Below are 22,528 nucleotides of genomic sequence, written 5' to 3' on the forward strand. Positions count from 1 at the left end.
ACCTAACCGCAGCGTAGTTCACCTCCCTGTCTTGCCGGCTGCCCATCCCGCAGCCGCTCTTGCGAAGGGTGTGATGCGCGCATGATCAAGGACCAGATCCGCAGGGCCAGCGGGCGGCTCGTCGCCCTGATCGTGGTGGCTGTGCTGCTCACGGCGTTGGCGGTGGCGCAAGTGAGGTTCGGCGGGCCGATCCAGCGCAAGCACGCGCTGCAGGATGAGATGCTGGCCGATATCCTGCCGCCGCCTGCCTATGTGGTCGAACCTTATCTGCTGGCGACACTGGCGGCCGAAGATCCTCGGCAAGCTGCGCCTGCGCTGGCGGACATGGCCAGGCTCAAAGCGGAGTTCGAGCAGCGCAAAGCCTATTGGGCCGGTGCCGCCGTGCCGGAAACCGTCCGCCCGCAGCTCGGCCGGGTGATCGCCACCGCCGACGTCTTCTGGAACGCGGTGGACAGCCGGTTCGCCCCAGCGGTCCGCGCCGGCGATGCCGAGCAGGTCCGGCGCATCCACCGCACCGTGCTGGCCCCGATCTACGATCGTCAGCACCAGGACGTCGTCGCCCTTGTTGCCCTGTCGCGGCAGGTGAGCGAGGCGGCGATGGTGCGGGATCGCTGGACGGTTGGCATTCTGCTGGCACTGAGCGCGCTGGCCGGGCTGGGTGTCGTGGGGTCAATCCTGTGGGCGGCGCGCGTGCTCCAGCAGCGAATGATCGCGCCGCTCAGCCAGAATGTGCGGCTGATCGGGAGCCTGGCCGGCGGCAGTTATGACATGGCCATCGATGGCCTCTCGCGAACCGACGAATTCGGATCGATGGCGCGGGCGATGGAGGTGTTCCGCAAGTCCGGCATCGCCAAGCGCGAGGCGGACGCGGCGCAGCAGGCCGTCGTGCGTGCGCTGACCAGCGGCTTGCGCAAGCTGGCGGAGAAGGACCTGGAATACCGCATCGAGGACGAAGATTTCCCCGCAGCTTACGAGCAACTGCGCGAGAATTTCAATTCGGCGCTGGAAGCACTGGCGGGGGTGATGGGCACGGTGCGCGTCGGGGCGGGCAGCGTGATGCGTGCGATCGCCGAGATCCGGGCCGCCTCGGACGATCTTGCCGTGCGCAACCAGCAGCAGGCGGCCAGCCTCGAAGAGACGGCGGCAGCGATGAACCACGTGAACGGCCGGGTGCGTCAGTATGCCGGGACCGCGGCCGATGCCCAGGAAGCGATATCCGGCGCGCATCGCCGGGCCAGCGAGGGCGGCGAGGTGGTGCGTGAGGCGATCGGGGCCATGGCGATGATCGAACAGTCGTCGCAGCAAATCTCCTCGATCATCAACGTCATCGACGGGATCGCATTCCAGACCAACCTCTTGGCCCTCAACGCCGGGGTGGAAGCCGCGCGGGCCGGGGATGCCGGCAAGGGCTTTGCCGTCGTCGCCAACGAGGTGCGCGCGCTGGCGCAGCGGTCGGCAGATGCGGCACAGGACATCAAGGCGCTGATCGATAAAAGCTCGACGCAAGTAGGCCACGGCGTCGAACTGGTCGGCCAGACCGGGACCAAGCTGGAGGAAATCGTGGCGCAAGTGGGCGAGCTGCACGCCCTCATCGGGAGGATGACCGATTCCGCGCGCGATCAGGCGAGCAGTCTCGATCAGGTGAACACCGCCGTCAACGAAATGGACCGGATGACCCAGCAGAACGCGGCGATGGTGGAGGAAACCACGGCCGCCACCCGCAGCCTCGAAAGCGAGGCGCAGAGCCTGACCAGGATGATGTCCACCTTCCGTACCCGCATCAATGAGGACCGGCCGCAAGGGGCGGTGGTCGACCAAGCGATGCGCCGCAGCAGTTCGGTGGGCGTGGCGATCGGGCCGCCGCCGGGTCGATCGCCTTACAGCGCCGCCGCCTGAGCGGGCAGGGCGCTACCAGTCGATCCGGCCGCGCCCGTGCGTTTCGAGAAAGGCATTGGCCTGGCTGAAGTGGCGGCAGCCGAGGAACCCGGAATGGGCCGACAGCGGGCTGGGGTGCGGGGCGGTCAGCACCAGATGGTGGCTTGAGCCAAGGCCGGGTACACGCATCGCCTTCTTTTTCGCGTGACTGCCCCACAGCAGGAATACGCACGGCTCGGTCTTGGCGGCAACCGCTGCGACGGCCGCGTCAGTGATCGCGTCCCAGCCCCGGTTCTGGTGGGATCCGGCCTGCCCGGCCTCTACCGTAAGGGCGTTGTTGAGCAGCAGCACGCCTTGCCGGGCCCAGTGTTCCAGATTGCCGTGGCCGGGTGGTTCGATGCCGCAATCGCTGCGCAGTTCCTTGTAGATGTTCATCAGCGATGGCGGCACCTTCACCCCGTGCGCGACCGAGAAGGCGAGACCGTGCGCCTGTCCCGGGCCGTGGTAAGGGTCTTGCCCCAGGATCACCACCCGCACCGCATCGAGCGGGGTCAGCTCCAGCGCCGCCAGCCGCGACCCGCGCGGTGGATAGATGGTGCGGCCATCGGCCTCCTGCCCGCGCAGCCAGCGGCCAAGCTGGCGCGCTTCGGGGGTGGCGAGCGCCGGGCCCAGTGCCGCGCGCCAGCCTTGCGGCACGGCTTCGGCAGTGCGGTCTGCGGGATCGGACATGGTGCTGAAATCTCCCTGTCGCGGCACCCGTTGCATGCCGCGATTCGACCGGGTGCAGGGCCAGCGCCCATTGCGCAATCCCGGCGCAATCCCTAAGCACCGGAAGGCCATGGCTGTCTATCTCCACGAAGAAGATCTCCCCGAAGGGATACTCGCACCCGGTCCGGTTGCTGTCGATACCGAGACGATGGGGCTCATCACCCCGCGTGACCGGCTCTGCCTGCTGCAGATATCCGACGGGCAGGGCGATGAGCATCTGGTGCGGTTCGCGCCGGGCAGCGATTTCGCCGCGCCCAACCTCAAGGCGGTGCTGGCCGATCCCGCCCGGCTCAAGCTCTATCACTTTGCGCGGTTCGATCTCGCCGCCGTGGAGCATTACCTGGGCGTGACCGCGGCACCGGTGTTCTGCACGAAGATCGCCAGCAAGCTGGTGCGCACCTATACCGATCGCCACGGCCTCAAGGACCTCGTGCGCGAACTGCTTGGCAAGGAAGTATCCAAGCAGCAGCAGTCGAGCGACTGGGGCGCGCCGGAACTGTCCGAGGCGCAGCGCGAATATGCCGCTTCCGATGTGCGCTATCTGCACGCGATGCACACCATCCTTGTCGAACGGCTGGCCCGCGAAGGGCGCACCGCGCTGGCGCAGGCCTGCTTCGATTTCCTGCCGGCGCGCGCGCAACTGGACCTTGCCGGCTGGCCGGAGCACGATATCTTCAGCCACGCAGCGGCCTGAGGCGAGGCGCGCATGTCGGTCGAGTCGATCAGGATCATGAGCCGGCGGCGCCAGTTCGCCCGGCCCGGTGGTTCGCATGATCGCCTCGTCGCCTTCCTCGCCAAGGCGCTGCCCGCCGGCATCGGCGTGATGGTCGCCGTAATGGTGCTGGCTCCCCTGTCTCCGCGCGGCGAAGTCAGCTTCCTTCTCGATCGCAACAAGGTGGCGATCACCCGTGAACGGCTGGCGGTCAACGATGCCCGCTACAGCGGCAAGGACAACCGCAACCGCGCGTTCTTCGTCACCGCCGGCAGCGCCGTGCAGCGCTCGGCGCAGGTGCCGCAGGTCGCCATGGAGAACCTGGTGGCGCAGATCGCGCTGAACGACGGCCCGGCGAATATTCGCGCCGGGCGCGGGGTGTACGATTACCACGCTGAACAGATGAACGTCGATGGCCCGGTCCAGTTCGATGCCGCTGACGGGTACCGGATGACCACCAATAACGTCGCAATCGACATCAAGAACAAGCGGGCGGTTGGCGGCGGCGGCGTGGCGGGCACGCTGCCCAGCGGCACCTTCACCGCCCAGCGGATCACCGCCGATCTCGAAAACCGCACCGTCGTCCTCGAAGGCGGCGCGCACCTGCACATGACACCGGGCAAGATGAGGATACCCAAGTGAACGCTCTCACCGCGAACCGCCCGTTTCTGCGCGCCCTGCTTGCCCTGTCGGTTGCCGGTACCGCCGCCGTTGCGGTGACGACCCGGTCCGATGCGCAGAGCTTCGGGGGGCACAATTCGAACGCACCGGTCGATTATTCGGCGGATCGGATCGAGCTGCAGGACAAGCAGGATCGCGTGATCCTGACCGGCAATGTGGATGTGAAGCAGGCCGATCTGCGGCTGCGCGCGGCGCGCACGATCGTCGATCTGGCGAGCGGTTCCTCGCTCAAGCTGCAACGCATTACGGCCAGCGGCGGCGTGGTCGTCACGCGCGGTGACGAGCTGGCGACCGGCGATGTCGGCATCTATGATTTCAACAAGAAGATCATCACCATGGTCGGCAACGCCTCGCTCAAGCGCGGCAACGGCGACACCTTGCGCGGTGGCCGCTTCGTGATCGATCTCAACACCAACACCTCGTCGGCATCGGGCGGGCGCGTCACCGGTACGTTCAGCGTCCCCAAGCAGAACTGACGCGGCGGCGGGAGCATCGGGGGGTTAATCACCGCCACAAGTTCCGTTCGTGTCGACACGAACGGAGAATGGTGAGATTTGACGCGCTTGGGTCTGGGCGCTGACCACCCACAGGCGGTCCTATCCGGTAGGGAACCGGGCCCTCAGAAGGCCCGGTCGTGGACCAGGACGCGCAGGGTCAGGAACAGGATCTGGATATCGCGGGTGATCGTCCAGCCTTCGAGATATTCGAGATCGGACTGGAGGCGGTTGACCAGATCGGCCTCATGGTCAGTCGCGCCGCGAAAGCCGCGGACCTGGGCCAGCCCGCTGAGGCCGGGCTTGAGCGAGTGGCGCTGCCAGTAGCGTTGGTCGACTTCCCAGAACAGCTTCTCGCCGGCCAGCGAACCGGTGGCATGCGGGCGTGGCCCGACCAGGCTCATGTCACCCAACAGCACATTGAAGAGCTGCGGCAGTTCATCGATGCTGGTCGAGCGGATGAACTTGCCGACGCGGGTAATCCGCTGATCGTCTTTCGACGCCGAGACATTCCCCTGCGCATCGCACAAGGCCTGGGTCATCGACCGGAACTTGTACATGTTGAAGAAGCGGTTGCCCCGGCCCATGCGGCGCTGGGTGAAGAACACCGGCCCGCCGTCCTGCAACTTCACCGCCACCGCCACCGCAATCAGCAGCGGTGACAGCGCGAAGATCGCCGAAGCGGCAAAGGTCACATCGAACAGCCGCTTGAGCGCGCGATCGCGCAGGCCCAGCGGGCCGGCCGAGACCATCAACAGGCCATAACCGTTCGATACCCGCGCGCCTTGCGCGCCCAGCCGCACCACTTCATCGTCCAGCACTTCGCCATCGACGTTGGCACCCTTGAGCATCATCGCCCAGTCGGCCCGGCGTTCGGGCGGGCAACTGACGATCACGCGGTCGATGTTCCGCAGCACGAGGCCAAGCCGGTCGAGGGTCTGCGGGTCCGAAAGGTTGGGGCGGATGCCCATGGCGGCGGCGGAAATGCGGATCGCGCCGGGCAGCTTGACCATCGGCCCGCCGTCATCGACGACCAGTTCGTTCATCACATTGGCACCGCAGCGCCAGCCGACCACGCTGCGCATCTGCAGCCGCAGCCACGCCACCGTCATTAGTGCCAGCGCACAGCCGCTGAGGAAGGCGAAGCGGGAAAAGTCGCTCGACGTCTTGGCCAGGAAGTGAACGAAGACAACGGTGACCATCGCCAGCAGCAGCGCCACTTGCGCCTTGAACAGGCCGCGCCAGTGATAGCGCAGCGTGTCCATCGAATAGGAGCCGTTATAAAGCGCGATGGTGATGAACAGCGGCAGGATGACTTGCGCCTGAATCAGCGATTCCGCCATGCCGGGGCGGCCGAATTCGAGATAGCCGGTCAGCCCGAAGGCGCAGAGGATGGCGACGACATCGCCCACAAGTATCGCCAGGTAGCATTGCAGACGCCGTCGTTCGAGCGAGGGCGCGACGAGCAAGTCATCGACATGACTCCGCTCAGTCACAACGGGGCGCACACTGATCGGTGCGTTCATGAAATCAGCACTCCCCATATCGCCGCTTGCCGCCGATAGCCCCCCTTAGGACTGCCCTGTCATGCAGAAGATCAGCGGAAGAATGCTGCACTGCAATAGGTATAGGACCTAGGTTGGCCCGACGCAAAGGGAAAGTCGATTCCGTTAAGCCGTTTCTTTTGTCGGATGTTTTGTAACGGCACAGGCGGTTCGGCCGATATGGACAAGCCCTTCGGCCAGCAACAGCTCCGAATCCTGGCTCGACGACAGCAGTTTTTGGTGCAGTGCAATAAGATGCAGGACCAGCCGTTCGAGTCGATTCCCGCGCCAGATTCGCAACTGCTCGGCGATCGCCGGCTGGTCCTTCCAGAAAATCCGCCGCGCCGCCGCTTCGCCGCGCAGGAAATTGCCCAGGTCCATGCCCGGCATCAGCCGCGAGGCCAGCGCCGCCAGTTGCGCCGCGCGGCGTTCGAATGCCAGCAGCAGGCCGACCGGATTCATCCCCGATTCGCGCATCCGCCGCAGTTCGGGGCCGATCGCCTGCCGCCGTCCGCCCAGCACTGCATCGACCAGCGCGGCGAAATCATCGTCCTCGGTGGCGGCGGCCACGGCGTCGAGATCGGCGGCGGTCAGCGCTTGGGGCGATTCGGCCGAGGCATCGCGATAGAGCGCCAGCTTGGTCACTTCCGACCGCGCGACCCGCGTATCGAGCCCGGCGGCGCGGGCGATCCGCTCGGCCAGGTCCGATCCCAGCTTGAGCCCGGCCCCGTTCGCCATCGCCCTGACGGCGCTGGTCACCGCCGCCAGATCGGGTGGCCAGAACATCGCCACCAGCGCATCGGGGCGATCGGCCAGCAACTTGGCGGTGCGCGACTTGTCGGTCGCCCCGGTGGCGACGATCAGCACCGGGCAGGGCTCCACCTCGCTGCCGATCAGCGTCTGCACCGCATCGTGCGCTTCGTCGCCCTGCGCGCGCACCCAGATGTGGCGGCTGCCGCCGAACAGCGAGTTCGAGCGCGCCTCGTCGCCCAGCCGCACGGGGTCCTTGCGCAGATCGGCTCCGGCCAATTCCACGCGCTCGCCCGGATCGGCCAGCAGTGCGGCGATCCTGTCGGCGGCATCGGCGGCACCGGCTTCATCGGGGCCGCAGAAGAAGAAGATCCGCGCATCGCGCGCGGCGCGGGCCGCCAGCCCGGCGAAATCCTTGCTGCTGGCCTTCACGAGCGCACGGCGCTTATTTCCCGGTCCCGCGCAAGTGCAGGGAAACCCGCATGACGATCCGCGCGGCGACATCGCGGGCCAGGTTTTCCAGCGCGGTCTGCTCGGCCGCGATCGTCGCATAATCGGCCCCGACCACGTCGATGCCGGCATCCGAACCGTCGCTGGCATCGAGGACAACCGCGCCGGTAGACAGATCGACCAACTGGTACCGCGCCCGCAGCGTCCGCCGCTCGCGGCCCACGGTGTCGTCGGACAGGACTGCAAAGGCTTCGAGCTTGTCGTCCAGCCGCACGTCGAGCCGGTAGCGCGGCGCGCCGTCGGATCGGCCGGCGCCCATCTTGTCGACCAGCTCGTTGCGCACCAGCCAGCCGGCCTGCCCTTCGATGGCCGCGACATCGATCGACGCGAGCCCGCGCGCTACCGTGCCGCTGCCGCCGCCGGCGTACATCGGCGACAGGCCGCAGCCCGCGACCAGCAGGGCCAGCGCGGCGGCCAGGATGCATGCGGGCCGCTTCACGCGACGAGGTTCACGAGACGGTCAGGGACGACGATGATCTTGCGCACGGGAGCTCCATCCAGCGCACGCTGCACCTTCTCGCTCGCCAGGGCAAGCGCCTCCAGATCGTCCTTGGGCGTACCCTTGGCGACGGTGAGTGTATCGCGCAGCTTGCCCTTGACCTGAACGGCGATGGTCACCTCGTCGTCCACCAGCAGGGCCGGATCGACATCGGGCCAAGCCGCTTCGGCCACCAGCCCTTCGCCGAACCCGGCGAAGGCTTCTTCCGCCAGGTGCGGCATCATCGGCCCGATCAGCAGCAGCAGCGCCCGGATCGCGGCGGAGCGGCTGGCCGAAGGCGCGGCCTTTTCGGTCGCGCCGGTCAGCTCGTAAATGCGGGCGACCGCCTTGTTGAAGCCCAGCGCCTCGATGTCTTGGGCGACCGCGGCGATGGTCTGGTGCGTCTTGCGATCAAGCGCCTTGTCCTCGCCGGTGGCCGAGGCATCATACTGGGCGAACAGCCGCCACAACCGCTGGACGAAGCGGGCACAGCCTTCGATCCCGGCTTCGGACCACGGCAGGTCGCGCTCGGGCGGGCTGTCGGACAGCATGAACCAACGGATTGCGTCGGCCCCATAGGTCGCGACAATTTCGTCCGGATCGACCACGTTCTTCTTCGACTTGGACATCTTGATGACCTTGCCGACCGTTACCGGCTGGCCATCCGCCTTCAGTGTCGCGCCATCGCCGCTGCGCACGATCTCGGAAGGGCCGAAGAACACGTCGCGGCCGCCCTCTTCGCGGCTGTAGACCTCGTGCGTCACCATCCCTTGCGTGAACAGGCTGGCGAACGGTTCCTGCACTTCGATTTTGCCGATGCGCGCCAGTGCGCGGGTCCAGAACCGGGCGTAGAGCAGGTGGAGGATCGCATGCTCGATCCCGCCGATATACTGATCAACCGGAAGCCACTGGGCAATTTTTGCCGGGTCGAACGGCGCATCGGCGGGCTGGCTGGCGAAGCGCAGGAAGTACCATGAGCTATCGACGAACGTGTCGAGCGTGTCGGTCTCGCGGCGGGCAGGGTGGCCGCACTGCGGGCAATCGACGTGCTTCCAGGTCGGGTGCCGGTCGAGCGGGTTGCCGGGGGTCGCGAAGTCGACGTCGTCGGGCAGGGTGACCGGCAGGTGCTTCTTGGGCACCGGGACCACGCCGCAGATCTCGCAATGGATGAACGGGATCGGCGTGCCCCAATAGCGCTGGCGCGAAACACCCCAGTCGCGCAGGCGCCACACGGTCTTCCCCTCGCCCCAGCCGCCCTGTTCCGCCCGCGCGATGACGGCGGCCTTGGCTTCGGCCACGGCCATCCCGTCGAGGAACCCCGAATTGACGCAGATGCCGTCGCCGGCCTCCGCCTCGCCGGCGAACGGACGTGCAGCGTCATCGGCGCTGGCCGCGACTACTCGCAGGATCGGCAGGCCGTACTTGGTAGCGAAATCGAAATCGCGCTGGTCGTGGCCGGGGACCGCCATGATCGCGCCGGTGCCGTATTCCATCAGCACGAAGTTGGCGATGTAGACCGGCAGGTCAGCCCCGGTGAACGGGTGCCGCGCGGTGATGCCGGTATCGAAGCCCAGCTTCTCGGCGGTTTCAAGTTCGGCCGCGGTGGTGCCGCCCTGCTTGCACAGGGCGATGAATTCCGCCGCAGCGGGATCGGCTGCCGCCACCGCCTGCGCCACCGGATGATCGGCGGCAACGGCGCAGAAGCTGGCCCCGAAGATGGTGTCGGGCCGGGTCGTGTAGACCGGAAGGGTATCGCCGTTCGATAGGTCGAAAGCGAACTGCAGACCCTGGCTCTTGCCGATCCAGTTCTCCTGCATGACCCGCACCTTCTCGGGCCACTTGTCGAGCGTGGACAGGCCTTCGAGCAGTTCGTCGGCAAAGTCCGTGATCTTCAGGAACCACTGCGAAAGCTTGCGCTTCTCGACTAGCGCGCCCGAACGCCAGCCGCGCCCGTCGATCACCTGTTCGTTCGCCAGCACGGTCATGTCGACCGGGTCCCAGTTGACCGCGCTTTCCTTGCGGTAGACCAGATCGTGGGCGTACAGGTCAAGGAACAGCGCCTGTTCGTGGCCGTAATATTCCGGCTCGCAGGTCGCGATCTCGCGGCTCCAGTCGAGCGCGAAACCGAGTCGCTTGAGCTGCGCCTTCATGTTGGCGATGTTCTCGCGGGTCCAGCCGCCCGGGTGGACGCCCTTTTCCATCGCCGCATTCTCGGCCGGCATTCCGAAGGCGTCCCAGCCCATCGGGTGGAGCACTTCGTGCCCGCGCATCCGCTTGTAGCGGGCCAGCACGTCACCCATCGTATAGTTGCGGACGTGGCCGATGTGGATGCGCCCGGACGGATAAGGGAACATCTCCAGCACATAGCTGCGGGGCTTGGTCGAGGCGTCGTCGGCGCGGAAACACTGGGCTTGGTCCCACGCCGCCTGCCAGCGCAAGTCGGCCTGCGCCGGATCGAACCGCTCGGTCATAACAGTCTTGTCTCCTGCGCGGGTGGCGGGGCGGACCCGCCCCATCAACCCGCGCGCTTGGTCGGCGTGGCTGGCCTCAGCCACCCATCGAATTGCGGCGCAGATCGCGCGCGCGGGTCAGGATGATGTCTTCCAGCTTCTGGACGGTGGCGGCCTGCACCGGGGCAGGGGTCCAGCCGCCGCCCGCGCTTGCCACTTCGCGCACGCTGGTGACCTTGAGCGCATCGGCGCGCAGGTCCTTGTCGAGGATCATGATCGACACCTTGACCCGTTCGCCCGGGTTCTTCGGGTTGGTGTACCAGTCGGTCACGATCACGCCGCCGGCGCTGTCGGACTGGAGGAGCGGCATGAACGAAATCGAATCGAGACTGGCGCGCCACAGGTAGCTGTTGACGCCGATCGTGTTCACCTGCGTGGGGGCGAGTTCGGCCATCCGGTGGTTCTTGCCGCCGCACCCGGCCAAGGCGACGATCGCGGTGGCGCAGAGCCCCGCGCGCAGCAGCATGCTCGTCCTGGTGCGGCCGGTATCGGTGATGCCTGTCATAGTCGTTTCCGGTTCCTGACTTGTTGCGAAGGCGCCGGCCTTCCGGCATGCCCGCTTAACGCCTCTATAACCGCCCGCAGGCACGCGGCAAGTAGATGCATCGCGCGTGCGATCGCAGCGTGACGGCAAGGCCGGGTTCAGCTAGGATGCGACACGATCGAACGGGTGAGGAAGCGCGGTTGCGGCGCATGAGGAGCGTACAGGTGAATTCGGGAACAACGGCTGAGGCCAAGGGCCAGCAGGGACGCAGCGGCGCTACCGCCGGCGTGATGCTGTTCGCCTGCGTCGGCCTGCTGGCGCTGCCCAGCGCGGTTCTCGCTTTCGGCAACTCGTTCCAGCCGGATGCGCGTCGCAATACCCCGATCGACAATCTCGGGGCCGAAGCGGAAAACCTCGTCGGTCGCGCGGGCAGTCTTGCCAGCCGCACCGGCAACGTGCGCTGGCCGTTCACGCCCGCCGGCACGCCAGACCGCTCGGTCCGCTCGGTCACCGTTGCGGTGCGCGTCGATCCCAGCGTGGCGCGCTCGATCATCGTGCGCGGCAAGGCGATCGGGGGGCTGGCCGAAAGCGAACCGGCGCGGCTGCGCATATCGCAGACGGCATTCAACCTAGGGGTCGCGCGCGGGTACCAGAACTTTGCGCAGGACCCGCCTCCTTCGGCCGCGCGCGGTTCCGGCGATCTGCCCAGTCTCAAGACCTTCAGCCTGGCCCCCGGTGCCACGCCGACCGAATCGCGCTTTTCGCCGCGCATCTCGTTTGACGAGAAGCGCGCCGCCGGCCGCTCCCCGCGCACGTTCTCCGGCGATGGCAGCGAGGTCGATCTGGGCGGCGCATACCGTGTGACCGAGAACCTCGATGTCACCGCCGGCGTGCGCTACTCACAGGATCGCGAGCGGCTGGTTCCCCTCAACGACGGTAAGCAGCAGGACAGTCAAGCCGTTTACGTTGGTACCCAGTTCCGGTTCTGATCGCCGCTTTGCGACACAAGTTTCCGTCGGCGCGATAGTAAAGTACATCATCACTTCCCCCGTCTCATCTTTTTGTATGAGGACGCGCACAATACTTGCCACCAGCGCGCCCATTTCTTAGCATCGTGGGCGGTACGCGGATTTTGGAATGAAGGGGGCGAAATGGCACGGGTTGCAATCGTGACGGGGGGGACAAGGGGGATCGGTGAGGCGATTTCGCTGGCGCTGAAGGACCGTGGGCACACAGTCGTGGCCAATTATGCCGGCAACGACGAAAAGGCTCAGGCCTTTTCCGAACGGACCGGGATCGCCGCCTACAAGTTCGACGTCGGCGATCATGAAGCCACGCTCGAAGGCTGCGCCAGGATCGAACAGGATGTCGGCCCGGTCGATATCGTCATCAACAACGCCGGCATCACCCGAGACGGCGTGCTCCACCGCATGACGTTCGATGACTGGAACGATGTCATGCGAATCAACCTCGGCGGTTGCTTCAACATGGCCAAGGCGTGCTTTCCCGGCATGCGCGAACGCGGCTGGGGCCGGATCGTCAACATCGGCTCGGTCAACGGACAGGCCGGTCAATACGGACAGGTGAACTATGCCGCCGCCAAATCGGGCATCCACGGCTTCACCAAAGCGCTGGCGCAGGAAGGGGCCAAGTACGGGGTTACCGTCAACGCCATCGCGCCGGGCTATATCGATACCGACATGGTCGCTGCCGTGCCCGCGCCGGTGCTGGAAAAGATCGTCGCCAAGATCCCAGTCGGACGGCTGGGCCATGCCCACGAGATCGCCCGCGGCTGCGCCTTCCTATGCTCGGAAAACGGCGAATTCATAACCGGATCGACCCTTTCGATCAACGGTGGCCAGCATATGTATTGATGGATGACGGGCATTGCCTTCGCGGGTGATGCCCCCACCCCATGAGCACACCTTATCATCCGCCCGTCAAGCGCTCGATCGAGATTGCGGGGCACAAGACCTCGATCAGCCTCGAACCGGTGTTCTGGGACCTGCTGAAGGCGATCGCCGCCGAACAGGGGGTGCCAATCAACGCGCTAGTGGCGCGGATCGATGCCGAGCGGCTGGAGGCCCAGACCCCGCCCGGCCTTGCCAGCGCCATCCGCGTATGGCTCGCCACCATGTCCCGCCGCTGATGCGAAAAAGGCGGCCCCCGCGCGGGAGCCGCCTTTCACTGTCCGGTCGGCCGGATCAATAAGTCGACGGCGGATCGCTGGCCGGGAAGCTTTCGTCGATTGCCTGGTCGGTCTTGCTCCAACGGTTAGGCGGGGTCTGCATGGCGTCGGGCCCGGCATCGCGAACCGGGGCACCGCCGGCATAGACTTCCTGCCCGTTTTCGCGGGTAGCATATTTGTAAAGGGCATAGCCGGCCGCACCGGCCACGGCCATCTTGATCAGTCCCATGGAAGTGCTCCTTTCAGGGTGTGTGCCCAGAGGAACGCACCATCGGGCGCGCGGTTGCGCGCTGCCGCTTTATTCGCCGCCGACCCGTTCGATCTGCGCGCCCACCAGCGCCAGCTTTTCTTCCAGCCGCTCGTAACCGCGGTCGAGGTGATAGAGACGGTGGACCTGCGTCTCGCCCTCTGCCGCGAGACCGGCGATGACCAGGCTCATCGAGGCGCGCAGGTCGGTCGCCATCACTTCGGCCCCGGTCAGCTTCTGGACCCCGTGGACGACGGCAGTACGGCCCTTGGTCTCGATCCGTGCGCCCATCCGGTTGAGTTCGGGAACGTGCATGTAGCGGTTTTCGAAAATGGTCTCGGTCAGCACGCTGGAGCCTTCGGCCAGCGCCAGCAGCGCCATGAGCTGCGCCTGCATGTCGGTGGCGAAGCCCGGATAAGGTGCGGTGGACAGGGTGACCGGCTTCAGCTTGCCGTCAGCGGCGACATAAAGGCCATCGGCGCGCGGCTCGACATGGACACCGGCATCGCGCAGCGCCTGGACGGTCGCTTCCATATCCGCGATCCGGGCCCCCTTCAGCAGCACGTCACCGCCGGTGATGGCTGCAGCGCAGGCATAGGAGCCCGCCTCGATGCGATCGGGCATGACCATGTAGGTTGCGCCGTGCAGCCGGTCGACACCCTGGATGGTGATGTCGGAAGTGCCGATCCCCTCGATCTGTGCGCCCATCGCCACCAGCAGGTTGCACAGATCGACGATCTCAGGCTCGCGCGCGGCGTTGTGGAGGGTCGATTTGCCCCGGCACAGTACCGCCGCCATCAGCGCATTCTCGGTTGCGCCGACCGACACGACCGGGAACGAATAGCGCCCGCCCGGCAGGCCGCCGTCGGGGGCGATGGCCTTCACATATCCTGCGGCCAGCTCGATCTTCGCGCCCATCGCTTCCAGTGCTTTCAGGTGCAGGTCGATCGGCCGGTTGCCGATGGCGCAGCCGCCGGGCAGCGATACGGTGGCCTCTCCCATCCGCGCCAGCATCGGGGCCAGCACCAGGATCGAGGCGCGCATCTTGCGCACCAGATCATAAGGCGCGACCGAACTGGTGATGCGGGTGGCCTGCAGCGTCATCACCCGGCCGAAATCCTCGGGCCGCGATCCGGCGATCATCGTCGAGACGCCGAACTGGTTCATCAGGTGCTGGAAGCCGTCGATATCGGCAAGGCGCGGCAGGTTGCGCAGGGTCAGCGGTTCATCGGTCAGCAGCGCGCAGGGCAGCAGCGTCAGCGCTGCGTTCTTGGCCCCCGATACGGGAATGGTGCCGGAAAGGCGCTGTCCGCCCTGGATGATGATCTTGTCCATGGATCGCCTTTAGCGCGAAACGCGGCGCGGGCAATCATCCCGCCCGGCCCGTGTGACAACTCCTGCGAGTTTTTCCCAAGGCGGTTGCATCGCTCCTGCGAAGCCGCTTTAACCGCATTGCAACATTGGAAGGCCAAGTATCCGCGCATGACCGACCCGAAAGTCCGCAAACCCGTCCGCAAGGCGGTGTTCCCCGTCGCCGGCCTCGGCACCCGCTTTCTTCCCGCCACCAAGGCGATCCCCAAAGAACTGCTCCCCGTCGTCGACCGGCCGCTGATCCAGTACGCTGTCGATGAAGCGCGCGAGGCGGGTATCGAGGAATTCGTTTTCGTCACCGGCCGTGGCAAGACCGCGATCGTCGAACATTTCGATACCGCCTACGAACTCGAAGCGACGATGACCGGGCGCGGCAAGAGCCTGGAACCGCTCGATCCCACCCGCATCCAGCCGGGCAACCTCGTCACCGTGCGCCAGCAGGTGCCGTTGGGGCTGGGCCACGCGGTGTGGTGCGCGCGCGCGGTGATCGGCGATGAACCCTTCGCGATCTTCCTGCCCGACGAACTGATGTACGGCTCGCCCGGCTGCATGGCGCAGATGGTCGAAGCCTATAATGAGGTGGGCGGCAACCTCGTCTCGGTGCTCGAAGTGCCGATTGAGGAAGTTTCGAGCTACGGCGTGATCGCGCCGGGCGAATCGAACGGCGCGCTGACCGAGGTCAAGGGTCTGGTCGAAAAGCCCAAGGTGGCCGATGCCCCGTCCAACAAGATCGTGTCCGGCCGCTACATCCTCCAGCCCGAAATCATGGGGCTGCTGGAAACCCAGGGCAAAGGTGCCGGCGGCGAGATCCAGTTGACCGATTCGATGGCCAAGCTGATCGGCGTGCAGCCGTTCCACGCCGTCACCTTCGCCGGCAAGCGGTTCGATTGCGGATCGAAAGTCGGCTTCGTCGAGGCGACGCTGGCGATCGCGCTGGATCGGGAGGATATCGGCAGCGAAGTGCGCGAAATCGCGAAGAAGCTGCTGGGGTGAGGGCAGCGATCCCATGACAAACGAAAAGGCCGGACCCTGATGGGCCGGCCTTTTTTCATTTTGGCCACGCTCGACACCGACCAATCCGTTGTCCGGGGAGACGCAAATGGGCGGAATTGCTGTCCTATCCGGTCAGCACTGCGCCGAAAGGATCAGCCGCCGATCACCGTCTGGGCATCGCGGCCATCTCCCTGCGGGGCGGCGAGGATCTGGCGGGTCACCTGGCCCTTGGCGACGGTGTGGGTGTTTTCATCGCCCACCACCGAACGGATCGCCGGCGAGGATGTACCGGCGAGGCCCAGCGTGGTCTTCTCGATCTCGGACCGGGCCTGGGGGCCGCCGAACAGCGCATCGAGCGTCTGCGACTGCAGCGTGTCGTCGCTGGGGCGCGGTTCCCCCTGATTGGGCGGGGAGAGCGAGAAATCGGGCGGGACCACCAGCGGCGCCTGGCGCTGCACGGCGAATTCATCGGGACGGTCACGGTTGAACAGGCCGGTGCTGCCGCAGCCGGAAAGCAGCAGCGCGCCGGTGGCGACTGCGGCGGCGGTGAGGATGGCACGCTTTTTCATGGGCATCAGATCGGCTCTTTCGAAGAGGTATCGGCTGTCGTTTCGGGCTTGTCGCGCGAAAGCAGGGATCGGGCAAGAATAATCAGGACGCCCACGGTAATCGCGGCATCGGCGAAATTGAAGATCAGGAACGGGCGGAATTCCCCGAAATGCAGATCGGCATAATCGGTGACATGGCCCAGCAGATAGCGGTCCGTGATGTTGCCCAGCGCCCCGCCCAGTACCAGCGCCAGCGCCGCGATATCGGCCGCCGCCCGTTCGCGCAGCATCCACACCAGCACGAACAGTGCGATCACCCCGGTCAGCGCGATCAGCGCGATCCGCCCTTCGATCGAGTCGGCGGTAAACAGGCCGAGCGAGACGCCCTGGTTCGCGGTCCAGCGCAGATCGAAGATCGGCAGCAGATCGATCACGCCCACATCTCGCAGGCGCAGCGGGCCCAGCAGCCACGCCTTGATCCCCTGATCGATCGCATAGACCACCAGCGCCAGGACCAGCCCCATCGCGCGGGCGCGCCAGGGCGAAGCAGCCGCATCGGCCATCAGGCTTCAGCCTCGATCTCGGCGACCACATCCTCGCACCGCCCGCACAGCGCGCCGTCTTCGGCCACATCGGGCAGATGCCGCCAGCAGCGGCCGCATTTGGCATCGGAAGAAGGCGCGACGGACACGCCCTCTCCATCGCCGCGATGCACTGTCCCGCTGATGAACAGTTCGGCCAAATCGCCCTCGGGAGCGGAAGCCGGAACCGTGACCTCGGCGGCCAGGCTCGATCCGATCACCTTTTCACGCCGCAACGGCTCGATCGCCTCGGTGACGGCGGCACGCAGGGTGCGCAGCGCCGACCAGCGCTCGTCATCGGCGTTGATCGCCGGCACTTCCGGCCATTCCAGCAGGTGCACACTGTCGCTGTCGGGGTAACGGCTCTGCCAGACTTCCTCGGCGGTGAACACGATCACCGGCGCGGCATAGCGCACCAGCGCGTGGAACAGCATGTCGAGCACGGTGCGATAGGCGCGGCGTTTGGGATCGGCCGGGCTGTCGCAATAGAGGCAGTCCTTGCGGATATCGAAGAAGAAGGCCGACAGGTCCTCGTTGCAGAAATCCAGCAGCGCGCGGACATAAGTGTTGAAGTCGAAGTCATCGACCGCCTGGCGCAAGGTGGCGTCCAGCTTGCCCAGCAGCGCCAGCACATAGCGCTCCAGCTCGGGCATCTGGTCCACCGGCAGGCGTTCCGCATCGCTCAACCCGTCCAGCGCGCCCAGCAGATAGCGCAGGGTGTTGCGCAGCTTGCGGTACTGGTCGGCCACGCCCTTGAGGATCTCGTCGCCGATGCGGTGGTCTTCGGTGTAATCGACCGAGAGCGCCCACAGGCGGATGATGTCCGCGCCGTTGGTCTCCATCACCTTGATCGGGCTGACCGTGTTGCCAAGCGACTTCGACATCTTGAGGCCCTTGGCGTCCATGGTGAAGCCGTGAGTCAGCACCGCCTTGTACGGCGCATGGCCGCGCGTGGCGCAGGCTTCGAGCAGCGAGGACTGGAACCAGCCGCGATGCTGGTCCGACCCTTCGAGGTACAGGTCGGCGTGCGGTCCTTCATAGCCATCGGGACGCAGCAGTTCGGGCCACTTGCCCGATTCCAGCACGAAGGCATGGGTAGAGCCCGAATCGAACCACACGTCGAGAATGTCGGTCACCCGCTCGAAATCCTCGGCGCGATAGGCATCGCCCAGATATTCCTGCGCGCGTTCGTCCGACCAGGCGTCCACGCCCTCGGCACGGACGGCCGCTACGATGCGGGCATTGACCGCCGGGTCGACCAGGTACTGGCCGTTCTTGCGATCAACGAACAGCGTGATCGGCACGCCCCAGGCGCGCTGGCGCGAAAGCACCCAGTCCGGCCGCCCTTCCACCATCGCGCCGATGCGGTTGCGGCCCTTGTCTGGCACGAAGCGGGTATCGCCGATGGCTGCCAGCGCGGTCTGGCGCAGCGTCCCCCTCCCGCTTGCGGGAGGGGTTAGGGGTGGGCTTGTTTCCGCAGCGCTGGTGTCCGACAGGCCCACCCCCGGCCCCTCCCGCAAGCGGGAGGGGAGAGGCTGGTCCATCGGCACGAACCACTGCGGCGTGCAGCGGAAGATCACCTTGGCCTTCGAACGCCACGAATGCGGGTAGGAATGTTTATAATCCGCGCTCGCCGCCAGCAGCCCGCCGGCTTCGCGAAGCGCGGTGCAGATGGGCCCGTCGGGCGCGTTGAACTTGGGATTGATGACCGAGCCTTCGCCGCCCAGCCACGCCCAGTCGGCGCGGTACTTGCCGTCGCCTTCCACCGCGAACACCGGGTTGATGCCGTGTTCCTTGCACAGCAGGAAGTCATCCTCGCCATGATCGGGGGCCATGTGGACCAGGCCGGTGCCGCTTTCCGTGGTGACGAAATCGCCGGGCAGGAACGGGCGCGGGCGCAGGAAGAATTCGGCAAGCGGAGATTCCGGATTCAGACCCGCAAGCCCCTCCCCTTCAGGGGAGGGGTTGGGGTGGGGGCTCTCGGCGGACGCAGCGCCAGACGGCGCGCGCCCACCCCCGGCCCCTCCCCTGAAGGGGAGGGGAGAAGTGTCGTCCTCAGCCCCGTCGCCCCGGGCTTGATCCGGGGCCCCGCTGCTTTCCCGCGCCGCGCTCGCATTCGAGCGGGACCCCGGGTCAAGCCCGGGGTGACGGAAAAGACTGGCCATGGGGTGGCTGGCGATGGTTCCGGCGAGTTCGGAGCCTTTACCGCGCCAAATCAGCTTAGTTGCACTAGCTTCAGACGCTCCCCAAGCACGAGCGTGCATGGCCGCCTGAAGAGGCCCAGCCGCCAAATAGCGGCGTCCATCATCGCATTCTTCTAAAGTGTACTCAACCTCAGGCCCATACGCCAAAGCCTGGTTGACCGGGATCGTCCACGGCGTCGTCGTCCAGATCACCGCATAGGCGCCAACCAGCTCCGCGATCGGCGACTCAACGATCTCGAACGCCACGTCGATCTGGGTCGAGGTGATGTCCTCGTATTCCACTTCGGCCTCGGCCAGCGCGGTCTTTTCGACCGGGGACCACATCACCGGCTTCGCGCCGCGATAGAGCTGGCCGCTTTCGGCGAACTTGAGCAGCTCGGAAACGATGGTGCCTTCGGCCTCCGGGTCCATCGTCAGGTACGGCTTGTCCCAGTTGCCGTTGACGCCGAGCCGCTTCAACTGCTCGCGCTGGACGTTGACCCAGTTCTGGGCATAGGCGCGGCATTCGGCGCGGAATTCGACCGCCGGGACCTCGTCCTTGTTCTTCTTCTTCTTGCGGTATTCCTCCTCGACCTTCCATTCGATGGGCAGGCCGTGGCAGTCCCAGCCGGGCACATAGGGCGCGTCCTTGCCCAGCAGGGTCTGGGTGCGCACCACCATGTCTTTCAGAATATGGTTCAGCGCATGGCCGATGTGCATGTCGCCGTTGGCATAAGGCGGGCCGTCGTGGAGGATGAACTGTTCGCGCCCGGCGCGCGCGGCGCGGGTGCGGGCGTAAATGTCCTGTTCCAACCAGCGCGCCAGAATGCCCGGCTCCTTCTGGGGGAGCCCGGCCTTCATGGGGAAATCGGTCTTCGGCAGGAAGACGGTGCTTCTATAGTCGCGCTGTTCGGTCATAACCGGCGGGCCTTAGCGGGGCGCGCGGCGTTTCGCAATTTGGGAGTTTGCCTGCCCGGCGGGTGGCGGTCGATTACCCGGCCAACAGCGCCCGTGCCTTTTCGCAATCCGCCGCGATCTGCGCGGTCAGCGCATCGAGCGTTTCGAACTTTGCCTCTGGCCGCAGGAAGTGGCGGAACGCCACCTCGATCTCCTGGCCATAAAGATCGCCGGAAAAATCGAAGAAATGCGGTTCGAGCAGTTCCTTGGGCGGATCGAAATGCGGCCGCACCCCCAGGTTCGCCGCCCCCGCCACGGTGCGTCCATCAGGCATGCGGCCTGTGACGGCGTAGACGCCGTAAGCCGGGCGCAGATAGGTGCCCATATCGATGTTGGCGGTGGGAAACCCGATGGTACGGCCCAGCTTGTCGCCATGCTGGACGGTGCCGCGAATCGCGAAAGGGCGGGTCAGCAGCCGCGCGGCGGTGGCGCAATCGCCGGCGTGGAGCGCCGCCCGGATGCGGCTGGAAGAGACGACGCCGTCGGCATCGCGCACCGCGCCGACGGCACGACCCGACAGGCCGTGCGGCTTGCCCAGTTCGGCCAGAATCTTCGGCGTGCCGGCGCGGCCCTTGCCGAAGGTGAAATCCTCTCCGGTCACCACCCCGCGCGCGCGCAGGTGGCCGACCAGCATGTCTTCCACCCATTCACGGGGTGACAGCGCGGCCATGCCGGCATCGAAGTGCAGCACCAGCATGGCATCGGCACCGAACGCGCCGAACAGGTCCTGTCGCTGGTCCAGCGTGGTCAGCCGGAACGGTGGCGCATCGGGCTGGAACAGCCGCATCGGATGGGGATCGAAGGTGGCGACGATCATCGGCCGCCCTTCGGCCCGCGCCCAGTCCAGCGCCGCGCCGACCACTGCCTGATGTCCCAGATGGAACCCGTCGAAATTGCCCAGCGCCAGGACGGCACCGTGCAGGTCTGCGGGGACGGGGAGGCGGCTGTCGAGGCGAATCATGGTCGGCTGGTGCCTATAGGCCGCGCACGAGCGTCACGAAAGCGTAAGCGGGGCGCGCGCCCTCGGCCGGGTGCGCCTCGCGGCGGCTCTCGTGCCAGTGCGGGCCGAGCGGCGGCATCACCGTATCGCCCTCGTAAGCCCCGGCGATCTCGGTCAGCTCCACCCGCGTGGCGATCGGTTCGAACAGGGCATAGATCTCCGCCCCCCCGATCACCGCAATGTCGCCTTCACCGGCCAGCGCCAGCGCGTCGGCCACGGTGTGCGCCACTTCAGCCCCGGTGGCCTGCCATGTGGTATCGCGGGTCAGGACGATATGACGGCGGCCGGGCAGGGGGGCGGGAAAGCTGTCGAACGTCTTGCGGCCCATGATCATCGGCAGCCCCTTGCCATCGGGGCCCAGCGTCGTCGCCTTGAAGTGCTTCAGATCGGCGGGCAGATGCCAGGGCAGTGCACCATCGCGCCCGATCACGCCGTTTTCGGCCCGCGCATAGACCAGGATGATATCGCGCACGTTTTCGAACCTACCCGTTCGTGTCGAGCGCAGTCGAGACACGCAAGCACCACGCCAGCGTGTCTCGACTGCGCTTGACACGAACGGATGAAGGGGAGCGGGGCGTAACCATCAGAGTGTGAGCCGCGTCACGTGGCCCATCTTGCGGCCCTCGCGCGCTTCGGCCTTGCCGTAAAGGTGCAGGTGGCTGGCCGGATCGGCAAGGATCGCCGCCCAGTCGTTCGCCGCCGCACCGATCAGGTTGCGCATTTCCACGCCCTTGGCGGCAAGCGCGGTATCGCCCAGCGGCAGGCCGCAGATCGCGCGGACATGGTTCTCGAACTGGCTGGTGAGCGCGCCCTCGATCGTCCAGTGCCCGGAATTGTGGACGCGCGGGGCCATTTCGTTGAACACCGGGCCGTCCGTGGTGGCGAAGAATTCGCAGGTCAGCACGCCGACATAATCCAGCGCGTCGGCCACCCGCGCCGCGAGCGCGCGCGCTTCGGGCACTTGCGCCAGCACCTCGGCCGGGGCGGGGGCGGTGCTGGTGGCAAGGATGCCGTTCTCGTGGACGTTGCGTGCGCTGTCCCAGAACCGCACCGCGCCATCGCCGCCGCGACAGGCGATGACCGAGAATTCGGCGAAGAAATCGATGAAGCCTTCGTAGATCAGCGGCTGGCCGGGCAGGTCCAGCCCGTCCGCATTGGCGGGATGCATGATCCGCCACTGCCCCTTGCCGTCATAGCCGTCGCGCCGCGTCTTGAGGATGCCGGGCGTGCCGATCCGCGCCATCGCCGCGGCCAGATCGGCGGCGCTGTCCACCGCCGCGAACGGTGCCGGCTTGCCGCCCAGATCGGTCACGAACGTCTTCTCGTTCATCCGGTCCTGTGCGGTGACCAGAGCCTTGACGCTTGGCCGCACGACATCGAGCGCCAGCCGTTCGAGCACCCCGATCGCCACGTTCTCGAACTCGTATGTGACCACCGCGCAGTCGGCGGCGAAGGCGGCCAGCGCGGCGGTATCGTCGTATTCCCCTTGGGTATAGCGCAGCGCCACCTCGGCGGCGACCGAGGCGCTTTCGGGCTCGGGCGCGTAGATGTGGCAGTGATAGCCCAGTTGCGCGGCGGCCACGGCGATCATCCGCCCAAGCTGCCCCCCGCCGAGGATGCCGATGGTTGCGCCCGGTTCGATCATCGCCGTTTC

General features: G+C 66.4%; 22 protein-coding genes. 8 read left to right on the forward strand and 14 right to left on the reverse strand.

Features of this window, described 5'->3' with window-relative positions:
* Positions 1-81: 81 nt before the first annotated feature.
* Positions 82-1,896: a methyl-accepting chemotaxis protein gene (locus IE122_RS00060; RefSeq protein ID WP_189619060.1), complete on the forward strand. Its 1,815-nt coding sequence runs from the start codon at positions 82-84 to the stop codon at positions 1,894-1,896.
* A gap of 12 nt (positions 1,897-1,908) precedes the next feature.
* Here IE122_RS00060 and IE122_RS00065 read toward each other — a convergent pair whose 3' ends face one another.
* Complete coding sequence (locus tag IE122_RS00065; RefSeq protein ID WP_189619061.1) at positions 1,909-2,604, reverse strand: uracil-DNA glycosylase; 696 nt, start codon at positions 2,602-2,604, stop codon at positions 1,909-1,911.
* A gap of 109 nt (positions 2,605-2,713) precedes the next feature.
* Here IE122_RS00065 and IE122_RS00070 point away from each other — a divergent pair, with 109 nt between their 5' ends.
* The 3 genes from IE122_RS00070 to IE122_RS00080 are packed head-to-tail and all read left to right on the forward strand — an operon-like array spanning position 2,714 to position 4,512.
* The gene (locus IE122_RS00070; RefSeq protein WP_189619062.1) at positions 2,714-3,337 is read left to right on the forward strand and encodes a ribonuclease D; all 624 of its coding nucleotides are present in this window, start codon (positions 2,714-2,716) and stop codon (positions 3,335-3,337) included.
* Positions 3,338-3,349: 12 nt separating this feature from the next.
* A complete protein-coding gene (locus tag IE122_RS00075) occupies positions 3,350-3,997 on the forward strand; it encodes an LPS export ABC transporter periplasmic protein LptC (RefSeq protein WP_189619063.1) in 648 nt (215 codons plus the stop codon).
* A complete protein-coding gene (locus IE122_RS00080; RefSeq protein ID WP_229813592.1) occupies positions 3,994-4,512 on the forward strand; it encodes an LptA/OstA family protein in 519 nt (172 codons plus the stop codon). Before IE122_RS00075 ends, IE122_RS00080 begins: the two co-directional genes overlap by 4 nt.
* Positions 4,513-4,655: 143 nt before the next feature.
* Here the strand turns inward: IE122_RS00080 and IE122_RS00085 are convergent, their stop codons facing one another.
* The 5 genes from IE122_RS00085 to IE122_RS00105 form a co-directional block, all read right to left on the reverse strand.
* On the reverse strand, positions 4,656-6,056 hold the full coding sequence (locus tag IE122_RS00085) for a sugar transferase (protein WP_189619064.1): 1,401 nt from the start codon (positions 6,054-6,056) through the stop codon (positions 4,656-4,658).
* 144 nt (positions 6,057-6,200) lie between these two features.
* On the reverse strand, positions 6,201-7,256 hold the full coding sequence (gene holA / locus IE122_RS00090; RefSeq protein ID WP_189619065.1) for a DNA polymerase III subunit delta: 1,056 nt from the start codon (positions 7,254-7,256) through the stop codon (positions 6,201-6,203).
* 13 nt (positions 7,257-7,269) lie between these two features.
* The gene (gene lptE, locus IE122_RS00095) at positions 7,270-7,704 is read right to left on the reverse strand and encodes an LPS assembly lipoprotein LptE (protein WP_189619697.1); all 435 of its coding nucleotides are present in this window, start codon (positions 7,702-7,704) and stop codon (positions 7,270-7,272) included.
* Positions 7,705-7,769: 65 nt separating this feature from the next.
* On the reverse strand, positions 7,770-10,283 hold the full coding sequence (gene leuS / locus IE122_RS00100) for a leucine--tRNA ligase (RefSeq protein WP_189619698.1): 2,514 nt from the start codon (positions 10,281-10,283) through the stop codon (positions 7,770-7,772).
* Positions 10,284-10,359: 76 nt separating this feature from the next.
* Positions 10,360-10,827, reverse strand: coding sequence for a DUF3576 domain-containing protein (locus tag IE122_RS00105; protein WP_189619066.1), 468 nt, complete (start codon positions 10,825-10,827; stop codon positions 10,360-10,362).
* A gap of 203 nt (positions 10,828-11,030) precedes the next feature.
* On the opposite strand from IE122_RS00105, the gene IE122_RS00110 reads away from it, so the two are divergent.
* The 3 genes from IE122_RS00110 (at position 11,031) to IE122_RS00120 (ending at position 12,955) form a co-directional block, all read left to right on the forward strand.
* The gene (locus IE122_RS00110; protein ID WP_229813593.1) at positions 11,031-11,795 is read left to right on the forward strand and encodes a Rho GTPase-activating protein; all 765 of its coding nucleotides are present in this window, start codon (positions 11,031-11,033) and stop codon (positions 11,793-11,795) included.
* A gap of 162 nt (positions 11,796-11,957) precedes the next feature.
* On the forward strand, positions 11,958-12,680 hold the full coding sequence (gene phbB / locus IE122_RS00115; protein WP_189619067.1) for an acetoacetyl-CoA reductase: 723 nt from the start codon (positions 11,958-11,960) through the stop codon (positions 12,678-12,680).
* Positions 12,681-12,721: 41 nt separating this feature from the next.
* On the forward strand, positions 12,722-12,955 hold the full coding sequence (locus IE122_RS00120; protein ID WP_189619068.1) for a ribbon-helix-helix domain-containing protein: 234 nt from the start codon (positions 12,722-12,724) through the stop codon (positions 12,953-12,955).
* Between the two features lie 55 nt (positions 12,956-13,010).
* Here IE122_RS00120 and IE122_RS00125 read toward each other — a convergent pair whose 3' ends face one another.
* Complete coding sequence (locus IE122_RS00125; RefSeq protein WP_189619069.1) at positions 13,011-13,223, reverse strand: hypothetical protein; 213 nt, start codon at positions 13,221-13,223, stop codon at positions 13,011-13,013.
* A gap of 69 nt (positions 13,224-13,292) precedes the next feature.
* Positions 13,293-14,576: a UDP-N-acetylglucosamine 1-carboxyvinyltransferase gene (gene murA / locus IE122_RS00130; protein ID WP_189619070.1), complete on the reverse strand. Its 1,284-nt coding sequence runs from the start codon at positions 14,574-14,576 to the stop codon at positions 13,293-13,295.
* A 147-nt stretch (positions 14,577-14,723) separates the two neighbouring features.
* On the opposite strand from murA, the gene IE122_RS00135 reads away from it, so the two are divergent.
* Positions 14,724-15,605, forward strand: coding sequence for a UTP--glucose-1-phosphate uridylyltransferase (locus IE122_RS00135; RefSeq protein WP_189619071.1), 882 nt, complete (start codon positions 14,724-14,726; stop codon positions 15,603-15,605).
* Between the two features lie 152 nt (positions 15,606-15,757).
* Here the strand turns inward: IE122_RS00135 and IE122_RS00140 are convergent, their stop codons facing one another.
* From IE122_RS00140 to IE122_RS00165, 6 genes are all read right to left on the reverse strand, one after another.
* Positions 15,758-16,180 (reverse strand): DUF3035 domain-containing protein, encoded by a 423-nt coding sequence (locus tag IE122_RS00140; protein ID WP_373299073.1) that lies wholly within the window; start codon positions 16,178-16,180, stop codon positions 15,758-15,760.
* Positions 16,180-16,716: a signal peptidase II gene (gene lspA, locus IE122_RS00145; protein WP_189619072.1), complete on the reverse strand. Its 537-nt coding sequence runs from the start codon at positions 16,714-16,716 to the stop codon at positions 16,180-16,182. Before lspA ends, IE122_RS00140 begins: the two co-directional genes overlap by 1 nt.
* The gene (locus IE122_RS00150) at positions 16,716-19,835 is read right to left on the reverse strand and encodes an isoleucine--tRNA ligase (RefSeq protein ID WP_189619073.1); all 3,120 of its coding nucleotides are present in this window, start codon (positions 19,833-19,835) and stop codon (positions 16,716-16,718) included. The genes lspA and IE122_RS00150 overlap by 1 nt, the downstream gene beginning before the upstream one ends.
* 73 nt (positions 19,836-19,908) lie before the next feature.
* Entirely contained in the window at positions 19,909-20,835 is a 927-nt protein-coding gene (locus IE122_RS00155; protein WP_189619074.1) for a bifunctional riboflavin kinase/FAD synthetase, read from the reverse strand.
* A 13-nt stretch (positions 20,836-20,848) separates the two neighbouring features.
* Positions 20,849-21,346: a dihydrofolate reductase gene (locus IE122_RS00160; protein ID WP_189619075.1), complete on the reverse strand. Its 498-nt coding sequence runs from the start codon at positions 21,344-21,346 to the stop codon at positions 20,849-20,851.
* A 111-nt stretch (positions 21,347-21,457) separates the two neighbouring features.
* Positions 21,458-22,519, reverse strand: coding sequence for a 5-(carboxyamino)imidazole ribonucleotide synthase (locus tag IE122_RS00165; protein WP_189619076.1), 1,062 nt, complete (start codon positions 22,517-22,519; stop codon positions 21,458-21,460).
* Between the last annotated feature and the right edge of the window lie 9 nt (positions 22,520-22,528).

It is taken from the genome of Novosphingobium colocasiae, assembly GCF_014652555.1.
Lineage (GTDB): Bacteria > Pseudomonadota > Alphaproteobacteria > Sphingomonadales > Sphingomonadaceae > Novosphingobium > Novosphingobium colocasiae.